Source organism: Thauera phenylacetica B4P (assembly GCF_000310225.1).
Lineage (GTDB): Bacteria > Pseudomonadota > Gammaproteobacteria > Burkholderiales > Rhodocyclaceae > Thauera > Thauera phenylacetica.
The window spans coordinates 38,541-52,602 of sequence record NZ_AMXF01000006.1; the positions used below are offsets into that span (position 1 = coordinate 38,541).

The window sequence follows — 14,062 nt, forward strand, 5'->3', positions numbered from 1 at the left end:
CGCTCAACATGGACTCTAGTCCATGTCGATATTGAATATCTTGCGTTTATGTCTATTGGAGTGTATAAACCGTGGCTATGACAGAAAAACGGGCAACAGTGACTGTCCCCATTGTTCGTGAGCTGGCAAGCGCAGGTGCTATTGAGTCTGTGGTTGTCCGTATGGATGAAGCCGGTCAAGGGTTGATTGCGGTTATCCGCACGGCTGCTGGGGAGCGGATTTTTAGCGCGGCTCGGACTGGGGTTCGTTACTTCCAGTCCGTGGATGGCGCTATCTCTGCTTTGCAGGTCTGTGGTCTGAGCAAGTTTGAAGTAGACGCTAATGGCTGGGTGCCACGCACGAAGCGGGGCAAGCAGACAGAGCTGGATATTTGATTGTTCCCCGTGCAACGGGGGTGAACCGGAGTTGGCTATCGAGTAGCACCAGAGACAAGGCACCGAAAAAGCAAAAGCCCCGTTGGCGCGGGGCTTTGTGCAAAGTTTCGGGGGGCGTTGAGACGTAGAAGGAAAAGCCGGAGGGGCAATCGACTTGGCGGTCGGTGTCTCACCCGAGGGAACCATCACAGGCCCTCATTCTACGTCCCAACCCCCCCGGTAGGCAAGTTTTTGCCCGCGTTTTTGCGCGGGTAGCGGAGGGGTATGGCTCGACAATCCACCGTCGCAGCACGCGACGAAGCACCGACACAGCGGTTTTTTCAGGGCGGCACCGCCCTGAATCGCGTGCTGCTTGAAGCTCCTTACCTGCCCCGGTGCTCCGACGATAAGACCGCCACGCGCATCCGTCCTCGTGAGTACGCGATTCGCTATCCCTACATGCAGGTCAATCGACCGGGCATGGTGAGCTGGCTGATCTTCGACGTCGATCACTCAAACGCGCTCATCTGGGAGGATGCGGGCTTGCCAGCCCCCAACTTGATCGTGCGCAACCGCAAGAGTGGCCATAGCCACCTGTACTACGCCATCCCCCCCGTTTGCACGACAGAAAGCGCCCGCTCCAAACCCATCCAGTACATGAAAGCTGAGCATGGTCACTGCTGCTGATGGCTTTTGCCGGCGGGATGATCAAGCAGCGTGATGGCGGAGGGGGGATCCCCCTCAGGGAACTTGAACAAACGAACCCCTCGGGGGAGTCTCTGGTTACCAAGCCTAGAGACCGTTCAAGTGTGCCATGTTGACCTGCAGCGTTCGCAATTTTTCCTGTTCCTGATTCGCCTCGATGAAGAACTCGCTGCCCAGGCGCAGGGCGCGGGGTGTTCATGCGGCGGCGTGCTTCATCGTGCCAACTATCCCCGTAAGCCCCGTGGTTGCCCGACCCTCGCGATCCGCGAGGCGTTCTCGTCCCGGCTGAGCTTTTGCTGCAGCCGTTGCCGCCGGCGCACCACCTCGGTATCGGTGCGTTTCCTGGGCCGGCGCGTGTATCTGGGTTTGGTGGTGGTGCTGTGTTCTGCCCGGCATGCCGGGCAGAACACAGCGGCGGCGACGCTGTGCGAGGCGCTCGAGATTCCGCTGCGCACCCTGCAGCGCTGGCGACGGTGGTGGCGTGAGGACTTCCTGCAGACGCCACTGTGGCAGGCGATGTGCGCCCGCTTCATGCCCCCGGTGTCAGCCCAGGGGCTGCCGGGCGAGTTGCTCGCGCGCTTTGCCGGCGAGGCCACCGAGGCGCTGCAGCGGCTGCTGCGCTTTCTGGCGCCGCTCACGGTGCGCGCGGTCACGCTGCCCGAGGGGCGCTGAGTTCCCGCAGAGGATGCAGATCGCCACCGACGCCGAGGCTTCGTAGCCTGCACTCCCAGTGGCGCCACCACCCCGGTGCGCCCGAACCGGGAGTCCTCTTGAACACACCGACCGATCCCCCGCAACGCGATCGATGGGCGCGGCTGCGCTTCTCGATCATCGGCCCCTTGCTGGCCGCACCGCCCGCGCCGGGCGAGGTGCACGATGCGCTGGCCACGCTCGCCGCCCGCACCTGGCGCCATCCCATCAGCGGCCAGGACGTACGCTTCGGGCTGTCGACGATCGAGCGCTGGTACTACGCCGCGCGCAGCGCCGCCGACCCGATCGCGGCGCTGCGCGACCGGCCACGCCCCCGAGGCCGCTTCGCGAGTCTTTCGCCGGGCGTCATCGACACCCTGGTGCAGCAGTACCGCGAGCACCCGGGCTGGACCGCGCAACTGCACGTGGACAATCTGCGCGCAGCACTCGCCGGCACTGGGCTGAGCGTGCCGTCCTACCCGACGGTACGCCGCTACCTCAAGGCCCAGGGGATGTTCCGCCAGGCGGCACCCAAGCGCACGAGCGCGGGCGCGGTGCTCGCGCGCGACCGGCTCGAGCACCGCGAGGTGCGCAGCTTCGAGCTCGACCATGTCTCGGCGCTGTGGCACCTGGACTTCCACCACGGCGCGCGTCGCGTGCTCACCCGCGCGGGCACCTGGGAGAAGCCCTTCCTGCTGGGCATCCTGGACGACCGCTCGCGCCTGGTCTGCCACCTGCAGTGGTACCTGGACGAGAGCGCGCAGAGCCTGGTCCATGGTCTGTCCCAGGCCTTCATGAAGCGTGGGCTGCCGCGTGCGCTGATGACCGACAACGGCGCGGCTATGCTCGCCGACGAGACGGTGTCGGGCCTGAACCGCCTGGGGGTACTGCACCAGACGACGCTGCCGTACTCGCCCTACCAGAACGCCAAGCAGGAGTCCTTCTGGGGCCGCGTCGAGGGGCGGCTGATGCCCATGCTCGAGGGCGAGCCGGCGCTCACGCTGGAACTGCTCAATCAGGCGACCCAGGCCTGGGTCGAGCAGGAGTATCACCGCACCGGGCACAGCGAGATCGGCGCCACACCGCTCGCGCGCTATCTGGCCGGCCCCAACGTGCGCCGCGACTGTCCCACACCCACGGTGCTCGCCGACGCGTTCCGCATCGAGGCGCCACGACGCCAGCGGCGCGCCGACGGCACCGTGACCCTGCACGGGCAACGCTTCGAGATCCCGTCGCGCTACCACGCGATGGCCGTGGTGCACCTGCGCTACGCGCGCTGGGACCTGACCCGGGTCGATCTCGTCGATCCGCACACCGGCGCCGTGCTGTGCCCGATCACCCCGCTCGACAAGTCCGCCAATGCCGAGCGGGCGCGCCGGCCGCGCGCACCGAGCGTGGTCGATCTGTCGCCGCTGCCGCCGGCGGGCATGGCGCCACTGCTCACCCAGTTGCTCGCCGACTACGCCGCCACCGGCTTGCCACCGGCCTATCTGCCTGTCCCCACTTCCCCCGCCGAACAGGACCTCGCATGAACACCAAACTGCTCGCCCTCTACGGGCTCAAGTGGCACCCCTTCACGACCGAGGTGCCCACCGAGGCGATCCATGTGCCCGCGCGCCTCGAGCACTTCTGCTGGCGTATCGAGCAGGGGCTGATCGGCGAGGGTGGCTTCGCGATGATCCACGGTGACCCGGGCACCGGCAAAAGCGTGGCGCTGCGTCTGCTGGCCGAGCGCCTGGCGCGGCTGCCCGATCTCACCGTCGGGGCGATCACCCATCCGCAGAGCAACCTCGCGGACTTCTATCGCGAGATGGGCGATCTCTTTGGCGTGCCGCTGCGCCCGCACAACCGCTGGGGCGGCTTCAAGGCGCTGCGCGAGGCGTGGTTCGCCCATCTGGAATCGACCCGCCGCCGCCCGGTGCTGCTCATCGACGAGGCCCAGGAGATGAGCCCAGCGGTGCTCTCGGAGCTGCGCCTGATGGCCAGCGCGAAGTTCGATTCGCAGTCGCTCCTGTGCGTGGTGCTCGCCGGCGACGCGCGCCTGCCCGAGAAGCTGCGCCGCGAGGAGCTCATCCCGCTCGGTTCGCGCATCCGCACCCGGCTCGCCACCGAGGCGGCCAGTCGCGAGGAACTGCTCGCCTGCCTGCAGCACCTCACCAGCGCGGCGGGCAACGCCAGCCTGATGAGCGCCGCCCTCATGCACACCCTGTGTGATCACGCCGTCGGCAACTACCGCATCCTCACCACGATGGCCGCCGAGCTGCTCGCTGTGGCCGCCCACCGCGACCTGCCTCAGCTCGACGAGAAGCTCTACCTCGACGTCTTTGCCCCGCCCGAGACCGTCGCCCCACGCCGTGCGTCGGCCCGGCGCTGACCGCCCACAGGAGTCCCATCATGCACAACCCATCCCCGCGCGCACCGCTGTCGTGGCCCGAACTGCCCGATGAGGCGGCCGTGGCCCTCCAGAGCGTGCTTCACGACTTCGTCATGCTCTTCGAGTCCCACTACCTCGGCCAGATCGAGCGCTACTACCACGAGCGATCGCGCGAGCACCTCGTCGCACCCGACTTTGTCCAGCCTGACCTGTTCCGCTCGGCCTACCCTGACGACCCACCGTTCTGAGCCGTCTTCAAGTACAAACGCCGCCCCTCAGTATCACCGGGCGGCGTTTCCGTTCGACGGCGTGCCTCTGCACGCCATCGCGCTACGTGATCATCGGAACATCAAATCGGGTGACCACACTCAACTACGCCGCTGGGTGGCCGTTGATGACGATGCCAAAGGCTGGGATGAACCCGCCCGCTTGGTGCAGACCAACCCGGAAACCGGCCTGTCTGATCCGTCCGTGGTTGCCCGCCTCTCTGGCTTGCTGGGGGAAAAATGATCCTGTTTCTCGACTTCGACGGTGTGCTGCACCCGGAATATGACGGGCAGGCTACTCCGGCAGACGTAGTGTTCTGCCACCTGCCACGCTTCGAGGCCGTCATGCGCGATCATCCAGAAGTGGAGATCGTCATCAGCTCGACATGGCGCGAGCAGTTCCCGCTCGATGACCTGCGGGCGCGGTTTTCGCCCGACATTGCTGCCCGGATCGTCGGAGCAACACCAATCACCCCGCGCATTGATGGCAAATACCTGCCAGCCCGGCGCGAGGGTGAAATCCTCGACTGGTTAAGGCACGCCGAGCGCGAGCATGAGCCGTGGCTGGCTTTGGACGATGCCGCGTGGCAGTTCCAGCAGCACCGCGACCGCCTGATCGCCTGCACTTGGTATGTCGGTCTTGATGACGCGGCAGAGGCGGCACTACGGGAACTGCTGGGCGGATAGGTGGTAAATATGGCAATCGACAAACTTAACAGCCTGCAATTCCTGTTTTTGAGACCGGACTACTTCAAGGAATTCGGCGACCGGGACGGCGTGTATGTGGATTACGTTCCGTTCGAGCTGCGGACGCGGCTCCTGCGTTGGACATGGCCGACAACCAACCGAGATCGTTATTTTTTTACTCATGATGGCCGCGACGTCATCACGCGGGAAGGCTGGGAGGAATTTGTGCGCTGGGTCTGCCTTGCGATGGATCGACAGTTGGGGGCAGAGAGCGGGGCAAACGAAGCCGCGATGAAACACAAACAAATCCCTGCTGGCGGGGAACCAAGCGGCACCATCGACGATTTTTTCCACGTCATCGAAGGTAGCGTGAAACCGGAAAAGCCGGTGACGATTGAAGAGATGAACGACGTGACAGCGGCCGCCGGGGTTCGACACTTAACCCCGATTTTCGCCCCTTTTCGGAAAGTGCCTTCAGCGCTGGCGCGGGTTTGAAGGCCATGATCGCAAAAGTGCTGTGGTGGCACGTTTGTAACAGTCACCTTCAAACTTGACGAGGCTTTGTGCCTGGGTAGAGTGGCGGCATGCACGTCAAGCTCACCACCTCCGGAGGCCGCCGCTACGTCCAGCTCGTCGAGTCCTATCGTGACGAGGCGGGACGGGTGAAGAAGCGCACCGTCGCCACGCTCGGCCGCGCCGAGCAGGTCGATGGTTCGCTCGACGCGGTGATTAACGGTCTGTTGAAGATCACCGGCCGCGAACCAATGGGCGCCAAGCCGCCGGCGCCGACGGTGTCGTTCGAGTCCGCGCGGGCACTCGGTAACGTGTGGGCACTCACGGAGTTGTGGCGGTCGCTGGGCTTCTCCGGGCTGCGCCGGGTGTTTCGCCGCACGCGCCGCACCACGGACGTGGAAGCGCTGATCCGTCTGATGGTGCTCAACCGCCTGTGCGACCCCGAATCCAAGCTCGGCGTGCTGCGCTGGGTACAGACGGTGGCGCTGCCCGACTTCGGGCCGAAGGCGGTCACGCACCAGCAGTTGCTGCGCAGTCTCGATGCCCTGATGGACCACCAGGACGAGGTCGATGCGGTGATCGCCGGGCTGCTGCGCCCCCTGATCGACCATGATCTGTCGGTGGTGTTCTACGACCTCACCACGATCCGTAGCGAAGGACTCAGCCAGCAGCCCGGCGACGTGCGCCAGTACGGCATGGCCAAGGAGGGACTGATCGCCCGCCAGTTCATGCTCGGCATGGTGCAGACCGCCGAGGGGCTACCGATCTACCACGAGGTGTTCGACGGCAACACGGCCGAGACCCGGACCCTGTTGCCTACGCTCTCCAAGGTGCTCGAGCGCTTCCCGTCGGTGCAGCGCCTGGTGCTGGTCGCTGACCGGGGGCTGCTCAGCCTGGACAATCTGGAGGCGCTGAAAGCCGTGCGCCTGGCCAGCGGCAAGCCGCTCGAATTCATCGTCGCGGTGCCTGGCCGCCGATACAACGAGTTCATCGAGCTGCTCGAACCCTTCCACGAACAGCAGTGCGCCACCGCCACCCAGGAAGTGATCTCGGAGCAGCCCTGGAACGGGCTGCGGCTGGTGGTCGCGCACGACCCGGTGACGGCCGCCACGAAGACCCAGCAGCGCAACGAGCGCATCGACGCGCTGACCCGCCAGGCAGACCAATGGAGCGGCAAGCTCACCGAACAGGACGAAGGCGTGAAGCACCGGGGGCGCAAGCTCTCGGACAGCGGCGCCAAGGCGCGCTTCTACCATGCGGTCAGCGAAGCGCACCTGTCGCGCATCATCAAGGTGGATCTGGGCGAGGAGCTCTTCAGCTACCACATCGACGACAAGGCGAAGCGTCTTGCCGAAATGATGGACGGCAAGCTGCTGCTGGTGACCAACGCCGAGGGGCTCGCCGCGCAGAACGTGCTTCAGCGCTACAAGTCGCTCGCCGACATCGAGCGCGGCTTCAAGGTGCTCAAGTCCGAGATCGAGATTGGCCCGGTGTATCACCGCCTGCCCGAGCGGATTCGCGCCCACGCGTCGATCTGCTTCATGGCGCTGATCCTGCATCGGGTGATGCGCAGCCGACTCAAGGCGGCGGACGCGGGCTACACGCCCGAGCGGGCGCTCGAGCAACTACAGCGCATCCAGCATCACCGCGTGCGCCTGAACGGCGGCGAGCCGGTGGTCGGGGTGTCGACGCTCAGCACGGAACAGAACGAGGTGTTTCATGCATTAGGAATCGAAAAACCAGCGGCGCCGGAGCAGTTGGCGCTGTTGTAGTGGCATTTTTGAAAGTGCGCTCTAGCAAAAACAAGCACTTGCGAGCGTAACTGTCGAACTCGGGCGGCCGGGTGGGCTGGCGAACTGGGCACCGAAAACAACGGTGCCCCTATGAGCGTCGCCGATCTGATCGCCAAGCTGCATCCCTTGCCGCCAGACCTGCCGGTGATGCTCACGGTGAGCGAGGGCGGTATCGACTATGCCCGCGTCGTCCGGATAGCCGATGTGGCGCAGCACCACCGCAACTGGTCATTTACGCCCATAGGCCAATACCGCGAGTTGCCGGACGAAAACACGGTCGGAGAGCCATTCAAGGCCGTGGTGATTGACCTTGACGCGGAGTTGCTGTGAGCAAGGGGCGCGACACCGAACGGGCGATACTGGAGCGATGCCGCCAGATCGCCATCACTCCGGGCGATACGCCCAGTGATCACGACGCAGGGGCCAACGTCTGCCGACTGGCCGGGATGATTGTCCGCCTCCGATACGCCGACAACATACAGATCACAGCGTGTATACGCCCCACTCCACCAATAATCCAGTCTCGCGCAAGAAGTCTGGGCCAACCAGCATAGGCTTGTAAGCCATACCATCCAGGCCATCGGCAGGCCGAGCAAGAACACGGCCATAACCCTCCGGTATCTTATTGATCACGGCAATGGTGGTAGCTAGCGCCATGTCGATCACCTCCATGCTCGGAAGCGTCAGCCAAGCATGGAGGTTCACTGTGCCGCCTGCATGACCGTTCTTGAGCTTATCGGCAATGAAGTCATCGTCGAACTTGAACATCCCCGTGTCGGTGCCGTCGTCGATCCAGCCGAGGGTGTAAAGCACCGGACAGCCGAGCCATTCCTGTATCACTGGCGCGAGCCGGTAGTGGATGGCCATGCACTGGGCCACTACGTCAGAGAAATCGAGATCACCGAGGCCACGCTGTACCACATAAGGGAATTCGGGTTGCCGCTCGTCAGTCAGATACTGCTTCGTGAGCTGCACCTCGTGACTTGGAACATCGAGGCCGAAGCGTTTGGTACGCTCAACGGCGGCAGCCCATTCAGTTGCGTAATTGCTTGAGATCATAAGGGTCCTTGGCGCACGAAATCAGGTCCGGCGCATGCTATCGAAAAGGTGATCGCCGTAGGAGGTGTCGGCGCATCCGCCAAACGGCTCAGAAAAGGTCTGGAGCACGATCTGGGAGGCCGCCTGCTCGTCCATCGGAAAAAAGGCTCCGTCCGGCTCGCAGAACAGCTCAAAGTCGCCTTGTTTCATTCCGCACGCCTCGCAGTGGTTCATCCAGTACGAGCTGCCCGTGGTCTTGCTGAAATCGACACGGTAGTGCCGCGTCATGGTCTTGATCCGGTTGGCCACGGCAGGCAGTAGCTCGGTAACGTAGTTCAGAATGGTCGGCTCATCGTGCCGATACCACACGTCTCTATCGTCCTCCTCGTCGTCGGGTTCGAGTGCTTCGTGCCCAGAGGGCAAGATGAAGCCAAAGACTTGCGTCAGCTCGCGACACTTCCAGCAGTGCGTCTCGGACTGGGCAATGAAGTAGTTGCTGGCCCGCACATTGATGTCGGGTAGGGCGGGCAACCAGCGCCCGAAGGCGCCGGGGTTTACGCCGTCCGGCACGTACCAGACCTTGCGGTCGCCGTCCCATCTCGCACCCAGCCGCTTGGCGTCATCCTTCTGCGCGAAGGGCACATTGAGGTCGATCCGTGCCATACACCCTCCGTCAATCCAGACCCTTTGCTTCCCAGCCTTGGCTGGTCAGCTTGACGGCATGCTTGGATTCCTTGTTGCCAACACCATCGAGAATGCTCTTGACCGCCGGGAAAGCGGCTTGCACCTCGGGCTTCTTGGCCCAGTCGGCAAGGTTGTTGACCTTATAGGTGTAGGTGATGCCTGCCTCCTGGTAGTCGCCGAGCTTCATCGGGCCTTCCCACTTCACCACCTTGTCGAGGCTCTTCTGTCCCCAGCACAGATCGGTCTGGGTCACCTTCTGGGAACCGTTCAACCCCCAACTGGTCGCCTCCTTCTCCCGGACAAAGGGTTTGGCGGCATCGGTCAGCGAACAACGCTGTCCCTTGTCCGCAGCTTCGCACTTCACCAGCGCGGCAGCCTCAAGCGCGGTCATCTGATTGGCTGTGCCGCTTTGCATGGTCTTCTGAAGACGCATGTCCATTTCGGTGACCGTCACCGGGAAGTCACGGTACTGATTGAGGCACAACTGTCCCTTCTTCTCGAAATACTGGCTCAGCGCCGCACCGAAGTTCTTTTCGTTGACGTCGGTTTTGCTACCGCAGGCGGCGAGCGTGACGGTGCCGAGTACGGCGAGGATGGCAAGCTGTTTTGACATAGGCATGAACTCCCTGTTCTTGTTGGTGAATATGAATGAAAGTGGTGTCAGGACAGATCCCAGACTTCGATGGTCAGCACCTTGTCGGGCGGACAGGCGGCGATCTTGCCGTGATGCAAGATGACGTCGCGAGCCCGGTTGGCGGGCATCACATGGTCGTCGCCGATGACGGCAGGATCGTTGCGCGCTGGCGGGCCGTTCTCGATGATCGGCAGGACATCACTGGCCTTGGCCGTGTAACGGTTGGGATAGCCTCCCGACAGCAGTTGTACCGCCTTGCCTTCATCAACCAGCCGCTGCACCCAGCCATTTCCGCCGACACTGGTTTCCCAGTTCGCCAGCACCGCATCCCTTCGACCAATGCCTGTATCCCGCTCCTCGGGCGTCTGGGCGGCAATGACGATCCACCATCCGATCATGCTTTCCTTCCTTCGTCTTCGATCACAACGGAGTTCGACTGGCAACAAACAACTCGACAGGCGTGATGCCACGCTCGACCAGTTCCAGCAGGGGGAGAGACGCGGCAAAGACTTCCATTGCAGGCCAGCGATTCGGCTGGCCTGTAGGGTTTTCTGGCTGCGGCAACCGTCCCCAGTTATGGGCATCGGGAGCCTCGAAGCCCGCCTCAACCGCCAATCTCAGCCAGTAGCCCTCAAATCGGGATGCATAACTCTGGTCGCCATCAACCCATGAGAGAACGGTCGCACGAACCTCGGCCTGTTCGCGAACGGCCCACTCGAAGAGAGCGAACGAGGCATGGCCGGGGCGATGCCGACGCAGATGCTCGCGAAATCGACGTTTGAGATTGACCGTCTGCCCGATGTAGCAGGCTTTTCGCTCGCCATTCCGGCTATGCGCCGTCAGCGCGTAAATCCAGTATCCGCGTGAACGGATGACCGGGACGGCGCCCGTGTCAATCGAACATTCCGGCCTTGTAGGAAATGCGCCGCCGGCAAACGCGAAACGAATCCGGAACCGCTTCCCATCAGGCCCAAGCAACCCGATGTAATCACGCCCATTCCTTGTCACCGTCAGGCCGAGAGCTTCTGCACGCTCAAGCAGTTCTTGCTTCGAGTTGATTTGCCCAGAGGAGATGGCGGCTTGCAACGTGGCTTTCATCGTCATGAAACACTTGCGGCCTCGTTTTCATCGCCGTAGAAGCTTTCGCCTGCCGCTTGCTCGTTCCGCCAATAGCGGATCGTCTCGTCGATGCTTGCCCTGTCGTGAGCCTCGATTTCCTCCCAGACACCATGCTGCTTCCAGTCATCGAAGGTCTGCTCATGCAGTTTTTCCGCGACCTCGGCAAGAGCCATGTTCGGATCAAACAGCTCTTCGTGGTCGATGCCCGGATTGAACCAGCCGTCAGGGTCGTATCCATTGGGCAGATCGCAAAAGCGCCACCATCCGCGATAGGTCTCAGGCGTGCGGCGGGCGCAGTCGGCAAGATACTCGGCCTCATCCTTGTCCGACCATTTACCCCGTTCAATCCGTGAGTCACGGTAGGCATCACGGTCATGGAAGAAGCATTCGTGCATTCTGGGATCGTGTTTCGCCCAGTCGTAAAAGTCACAACCGATGCCCGACCGTCCCCACCGCATAACGGTTCGCACGACGGCAGACTTCGACGTGCCGAACACCCATTCGTATTCGCGCAAGAAGGTCTGTCCGCTGGTTACGCCTTTGCCCTCGCAGGCAAGTTCGAATTGGCCCTTGTGCTCTTCCCAGAATTGCTCAAGCTCATCGAGTGTCCGCAGGGTGGCAAACATGACGCCATCCTCAAGCAAGACGCGCTCGGGCAACTTGATGTCCACAGGCAACAGCGGCTTTTTCTTCGGCTTCATCGAACTGGCATCCCAAGTTGGGCAGAAGGGTAGTCAACGCTTGCCAGTGCCTCTTGCTCACGCACCAATGGCAGGTGATCACGCGGCACCGCCTCGGACGACACCCAGTCGGTTTCTCCAATCGCGAGGAAGCGGTCAATCGCAGCTTCGATAGCTGCTTGATTGATGACCTCCACATCCTGGACGATACGAAGGCCAATCCCGTAGGCGTAGCTCCAGTCGAGCTTGAACGATTCGTAGATCACAGGCGGCTCGTCGCGAATGATGGCTGTTTCCAGCAGGTCGATCTGCTCGGAGAGTGTCCGTCCGTCGAACTGTACGTACCGAACAGGTTCTCGCTTCACCAGCCGATAGGTGAGAACCTTCCCCGTGCGCGAGACATCGGCTGGCTCGAAATCCAGCTTTGATTCCCTGTCCAGGTCGGCGTCTCCCAGTGCTGCGTAGGCCCGCGAGGACGCCTCGTTGTGCGCGGCATCCCAGAACGCTTGCCGTGCCGTTACGATCTCGGCGTTCCAGATCGTGAACCGACCCATGCCGGGGAAGTAAAAGTCGAACCATTGGTTGTACAGATCGGGGCGGCCCGGCTCGTTTAGCACAAGGTGACTGGTGAATCGCCCGCCATATTCGGCGGCGTCGCGACGCATCTTGCCTTTGAGGCGGATGACCTCATCGCTTCGCTTATGCCGTGGCAAAGAGCTGAAGGGAGGGCGTTGCTTTCGATGGTGCCGGCTCATGCATCCCTTCCCCTGCAAGCTCACTCGAAGAGAGGTGCCAGCCGTGCCAGCACCTCTTCCATGATGTCGGATGGAACGCTTTCCAGTTTTCGACCACGCCGGGAATGTAGGTCAAGCGCACGGGGTTGATCGCAGCGAACGACTCCCGTGGTGGCGGTCCCGGCTCCCATGAGCGGGACGGCAAAACCCGCCGTGCGCGCAAAGTTGCCGCCGCTGGTGATCGGCAACACGATCGGCGTTTTCGTCAGGCGATTGAAAGGTGTTGGCGACACGACCAGCACGGGGCGGGTTCCCTGTTGCTCGTGGCCCGATGTCGGGTCCAGCGACACCAAGTAGATATCGCCGCGCTCCATTACAGCAACTCGCTGCCGACTGGCTTGTCATCGAGCCAGGCGCGATCCTCGGCTCCTTCCTCGGCTGAAGCATCACATTTCGCCAGCAGCTCATCCAGCGTGTAACGGGGACGCTGCGGCTCGACCACCAGACGCCCGTCATCAACGGCTACGCCGACCGTGGCTCCGGCTTGCAGATGCAACAAATCAAGAATGGCGGGCGGTACAGCCAGCATGACCGAACCGCCGACCTTGCGAAGACTGGTTGTGTGCATGATGTGCCTCCACTGTTTAAGTTATACAAATATATAACCTGATCCACCTTCCGTCAAGGCCGGGCGAGTTTCTGTGCTCAGCCACAGGTCGCTTCCACAAAGTCCATCAATCCCGTTCCAACATGCGCACGATGAATGCGAGGGTTTTGGGCAGGGTTCTGGCGAACTCTTCATCTGCGTCCGGAGGGAGCTTGATGCCGCCGGATTCCAGCGCTTTGCTGACCTGCTGAGCATATTTTTCCGCAAACAGTTGCCGTACATGGGCGGCATGAGGGGAAGCATCCTCTGTAAGCTCGTCGAGAACACCTCGCGCCGCGTTCAGTACGGTCAAGCAGCGATTGTACTGCCAAAGCTGATTGGCATATTGCTCTGCTCGCTCGCGAGCTTTTGCTTCGGATATCGCGAGTTGCTGCTGCAATTGCTGGATCAGGGCTTTGTCCTCGGCAACGACCTGCTTGGCCGCAGACATCATTTCAGCGTTCTCTTGCTCCAACTGCTTGACCCGTGCATGGAGTCGGGCGTTTAGGTCAATCTGCTCCACAACTTGGGCTTGCAGCGTTTCCCTGCCTGCGACATGCTCGCGTGTGTACTCCATTTGCTTGAGAATCTGCTGATTCCCCGCCGCAGTGGCTTCGTTCCAACCAGCGTCATATCCATCCTGCCGACCTTGCTGGTAGCCATCCTCAAGCCCTTGTTGGTAACCCTCTTCTCGCCCTTTGCGTAGCCCATGCTGTCGACCAATGTGGATTCCGGTAGCCTCGGCCAGATATGACTGTTGCCGGCTCCCTGATTCCGCACAAATCTGGCGTCGTTAAACGGCGTCGTCGAGTGGGCGCCGGCGGCGCCGTAAACGGCACGAGGGCCGCGCGCGTCGGCCCTCGTTGTGCTGGGGGGCGGGGCTCGATCAGAACGACGGATCGTCGAACGGCAGCTCGGCCTGCGTGAGGCGGTCCTGGCGGTAGTGCTCGAACAGGGCGAGCTCGTAGTGCGCCCAGATGCGCTCGCGCAGATCGTCGAGCAGCTCGATCACGGCCCGGGCCTGCTCGGGCGTCCAGTCTGCGTCGATGAGCAGGTCCAGGGCGCGCAGCAGCCCGGACGGCGGGTGGTCGGTCTTCATGCGGGACTCCGTGCGGATTTGCGTTTGCGGGCGTTGGTGGCGGCGCG

Annotated in this window: 22 protein-coding genes; 11 read left to right on the top strand and 11 right to left on the bottom strand. The window is 62.6% G+C overall.

The features are described 5' to 3' along the window. Positions 1-77: 77 nt before the first annotated feature. The 11 genes from C667_RS25515 (at position 78) to C667_RS02370 (ending at position 7,711) form a co-directional block, all read left to right on the top strand. Positions 78-374 (top strand): ParC-related protein, encoded by a 297-nt coding sequence (locus C667_RS25515; protein ID WP_024191637.1) that lies wholly within the window; start codon positions 78-80, stop codon positions 372-374. A 264-nt stretch (positions 375-638) separates the two neighbouring features. Then, positions 639-1,040: a replication initiation protein gene (locus C667_RS24660; protein ID WP_083881247.1), complete on the top strand. Its 402-nt coding sequence runs from the start codon at positions 639-641 to the stop codon at positions 1,038-1,040. A gap of 63 nt (positions 1,041-1,103) precedes the next feature. Next, on the top strand, positions 1,104-1,730 hold the full coding sequence (locus tag C667_RS26310; protein WP_245538409.1) for a hypothetical protein: 627 nt from the start codon (positions 1,104-1,106) through the stop codon (positions 1,728-1,730). Between the two features lie 98 nt (positions 1,731-1,828). Continuing rightward, complete coding sequence (locus C667_RS02340) at positions 1,829-3,280, top strand: helix-turn-helix domain-containing protein (RefSeq protein WP_004356348.1); 1,452 nt, start codon at positions 1,829-1,831, stop codon at positions 3,278-3,280. After that, complete coding sequence (locus C667_RS02345; protein ID WP_004356350.1) at positions 3,277-4,122, top strand: ExeA family protein; 846 nt, start codon at positions 3,277-3,279, stop codon at positions 4,120-4,122. Before C667_RS02340 ends, C667_RS02345 begins: the two co-directional genes overlap by 4 nt. Positions 4,123-4,142: 20 nt before the next feature. Beyond that, positions 4,143-4,370, top strand: a complete 228-nt coding sequence (locus C667_RS02350) for a hypothetical protein (protein WP_004356352.1) — start codon at positions 4,143-4,145, stop codon at positions 4,368-4,370. A 61-nt stretch (positions 4,371-4,431) separates the two neighbouring features. After that, on the top strand, positions 4,432-4,632 hold the full coding sequence (locus C667_RS25520; RefSeq protein ID WP_157302118.1) for an HAD domain-containing protein: 201 nt from the start codon (positions 4,432-4,434) through the stop codon (positions 4,630-4,632). Beyond that, entirely contained in the window at positions 4,629-5,075 is a 447-nt protein-coding gene (locus tag C667_RS02355) for an HAD domain-containing protein (protein ID WP_004356354.1), read from the top strand. Before C667_RS25520 ends, C667_RS02355 begins: the two co-directional genes overlap by 4 nt. Before the next feature lie 9 nt (positions 5,076-5,084). After that, positions 5,085-5,570, top strand: a complete 486-nt coding sequence (locus C667_RS02360) for a hypothetical protein (RefSeq protein ID WP_004356356.1) — start codon at positions 5,085-5,087, stop codon at positions 5,568-5,570. An 89-nt stretch (positions 5,571-5,659) separates the two neighbouring features. Continuing rightward, a complete protein-coding gene (locus tag C667_RS02365; protein ID WP_004356360.1) occupies positions 5,660-7,360 on the top strand; it encodes an IS1634 family transposase in 1,701 nt (566 codons plus the stop codon). A 111-nt stretch (positions 7,361-7,471) separates the two neighbouring features. Beyond that, on the top strand, positions 7,472-7,711 hold the full coding sequence (locus C667_RS02370) for a hypothetical protein (RefSeq protein WP_004356361.1): 240 nt from the start codon (positions 7,472-7,474) through the stop codon (positions 7,709-7,711). Positions 7,712-7,864: 153 nt separating this feature from the next. Here C667_RS02370 and C667_RS02375 read toward each other — a convergent pair whose 3' ends face one another. From C667_RS02375 to C667_RS02420, 11 genes are all read right to left on the bottom strand, one after another. Then, a complete protein-coding gene (locus C667_RS02375; RefSeq protein ID WP_039920599.1) occupies positions 7,865-8,440 on the bottom strand; it encodes a hypothetical protein in 576 nt (191 codons plus the stop codon). Between the two features lie 21 nt (positions 8,441-8,461). Beyond that, positions 8,462-9,082 carry a DUF5710 domain-containing protein gene (locus C667_RS02380; RefSeq protein WP_004356367.1) on the bottom strand — a complete coding sequence of 207 codons (621 nt, stop codon included), beginning with the start codon at positions 9,080-9,082 and terminating at the stop codon, positions 8,462-8,464. 10 nt (positions 9,083-9,092) lie between these two features. Further along, positions 9,093-9,716: an SEN1982 family lipoprotein gene (locus tag C667_RS02385; RefSeq protein WP_004356368.1), complete on the bottom strand. Its 624-nt coding sequence runs from the start codon at positions 9,714-9,716 to the stop codon at positions 9,093-9,095. A 47-nt stretch (positions 9,717-9,763) separates the two neighbouring features. Further along, positions 9,764-10,135, bottom strand: coding sequence for a hypothetical protein (locus C667_RS02390; RefSeq protein ID WP_039920601.1), 372 nt, complete (start codon positions 10,133-10,135; stop codon positions 9,764-9,766). A gap of 22 nt (positions 10,136-10,157) precedes the next feature. After that, positions 10,158-10,841, bottom strand: coding sequence for a GIY-YIG nuclease family protein (locus C667_RS24665; RefSeq protein ID WP_004356372.1), 684 nt, complete (start codon positions 10,839-10,841; stop codon positions 10,158-10,160). Then, positions 10,838-11,557: a hypothetical protein gene (locus tag C667_RS02395; protein ID WP_004356375.1), complete on the bottom strand. Its 720-nt coding sequence runs from the start codon at positions 11,555-11,557 to the stop codon at positions 10,838-10,840. The genes C667_RS24665 and C667_RS02395 overlap by 4 nt, the downstream gene beginning before the upstream one ends. Next, positions 11,554-12,291, bottom strand: coding sequence for a hypothetical protein (locus C667_RS02400; RefSeq protein WP_211207650.1), 738 nt, complete (start codon positions 12,289-12,291; stop codon positions 11,554-11,556). Before C667_RS02400 ends, C667_RS02395 begins: the two co-directional genes overlap by 4 nt. Before the next feature lie 20 nt (positions 12,292-12,311). Further along, on the bottom strand, positions 12,312-12,644 hold the full coding sequence (locus C667_RS24670; RefSeq protein WP_004356379.1) for a type II toxin-antitoxin system PemK/MazF family toxin: 333 nt from the start codon (positions 12,642-12,644) through the stop codon (positions 12,312-12,314). Then, positions 12,644-12,898: an AbrB/MazE/SpoVT family DNA-binding domain-containing protein gene (locus tag C667_RS02405; RefSeq protein WP_004356382.1), complete on the bottom strand. Its 255-nt coding sequence runs from the start codon at positions 12,896-12,898 to the stop codon at positions 12,644-12,646. Before C667_RS02405 ends, C667_RS24670 begins: the two co-directional genes overlap by 1 nt. 106 nt (positions 12,899-13,004) lie before the next feature. After that, positions 13,005-13,493, bottom strand: coding sequence for a hypothetical protein (locus tag C667_RS25525; protein WP_004356383.1), 489 nt, complete (start codon positions 13,491-13,493; stop codon positions 13,005-13,007). Between the two features lie 309 nt (positions 13,494-13,802). Further along, complete coding sequence (locus C667_RS02420; protein ID WP_004356385.1) at positions 13,803-14,015, bottom strand: hypothetical protein; 213 nt, start codon at positions 14,013-14,015, stop codon at positions 13,803-13,805. Positions 14,016-14,062 lie beyond the last annotated feature (47 nt).

Excerpts from the sequence above, each read along its gene's own strand:
- C667_RS25515 (WP_024191637.1), top strand. The coding sequence starts at position 78 with ATGACAGAAAAACGGGCAACAGTGACTGTCCCCATTGTTCGTGAGCTG.
- C667_RS24660 (WP_083881247.1), top strand. The coding sequence starts at position 639 with ATGGCTCGACAATCCACCGTCGCAGCACGCGACGAAGCACCGACACAG.
- C667_RS02345 (WP_004356350.1), top strand. The coding sequence starts at position 3,277 with ATGAACACCAAACTGCTCGCCCTCTACGGGCTCAAGTGGCACCCCTTC.
- C667_RS02350 (WP_004356352.1), top strand. The coding sequence starts at position 4,143 with ATGCACAACCCATCCCCGCGCGCACCGCTGTCGTGGCCCGAACTGCCC.
- C667_RS02355 (WP_004356354.1), top strand. The coding sequence starts at position 4,629 with ATGATCCTGTTTCTCGACTTCGACGGTGTGCTGCACCCGGAATATGAC.
- C667_RS02360 (WP_004356356.1), top strand. The coding sequence starts at position 5,085 with ATGGCAATCGACAAACTTAACAGCCTGCAATTCCTGTTTTTGAGACCG.
- C667_RS02365 (WP_004356360.1), top strand. The coding sequence starts at position 5,660 with ATGCACGTCAAGCTCACCACCTCCGGAGGCCGCCGCTACGTCCAGCTC.
- C667_RS02370 (WP_004356361.1), top strand. The coding sequence starts at position 7,472 with ATGAGCGTCGCCGATCTGATCGCCAAGCTGCATCCCTTGCCGCCAGAC.
- C667_RS02375 (WP_039920599.1), bottom strand. The coding sequence starts at position 8,440 with ATGATCTCAAGCAATTACGCAACTGAATGGGCTGCCGCCGTTGAGCGT.
- C667_RS02380 (WP_004356367.1), bottom strand. The coding sequence starts at position 9,082 with ATGGCACGGATCGACCTCAATGTGCCCTTCGCGCAGAAGGATGACGCC.
- C667_RS02385 (WP_004356368.1), bottom strand. The coding sequence starts at position 9,716 with ATGTCAAAACAGCTTGCCATCCTCGCCGTACTCGGCACCGTCACGCTC.
- C667_RS02390 (WP_039920601.1), bottom strand. The coding sequence starts at position 10,135 with ATGATCGGATGGTGGATCGTCATTGCCGCCCAGACGCCCGAGGAGCGG.
- C667_RS24665 (WP_004356372.1), bottom strand. The coding sequence starts at position 10,841 with ATGACGATGAAAGCCACGTTGCAAGCCGCCATCTCCTCTGGGCAAATC.
- C667_RS02395 (WP_004356375.1), bottom strand. The coding sequence starts at position 11,557 with ATGAAGCCGAAGAAAAAGCCGCTGTTGCCTGTGGACATCAAGTTGCCC.
- C667_RS02400 (WP_211207650.1), bottom strand. The coding sequence starts at position 12,291 with ATGAGCCGGCACCATCGAAAGCAACGCCCTCCCTTCAGCTCTTTGCCA.
- C667_RS24670 (WP_004356379.1), bottom strand. The coding sequence starts at position 12,644 with ATGGAGCGCGGCGATATCTACTTGGTGTCGCTGGACCCGACATCGGGC.
- C667_RS02405 (WP_004356382.1), bottom strand. The coding sequence starts at position 12,898 with ATGCACACAACCAGTCTTCGCAAGGTCGGCGGTTCGGTCATGCTGGCT.
- C667_RS25525 (WP_004356383.1), bottom strand. The coding sequence starts at position 13,493 with ATGGAGTACACACGCGAGCATGTCGCAGGCAGGGAAACGCTGCAAGCC.
- C667_RS02420 (WP_004356385.1), bottom strand. The coding sequence starts at position 14,015 with ATGAAGACCGACCACCCGCCGTCCGGGCTGCTGCGCGCCCTGGACCTG.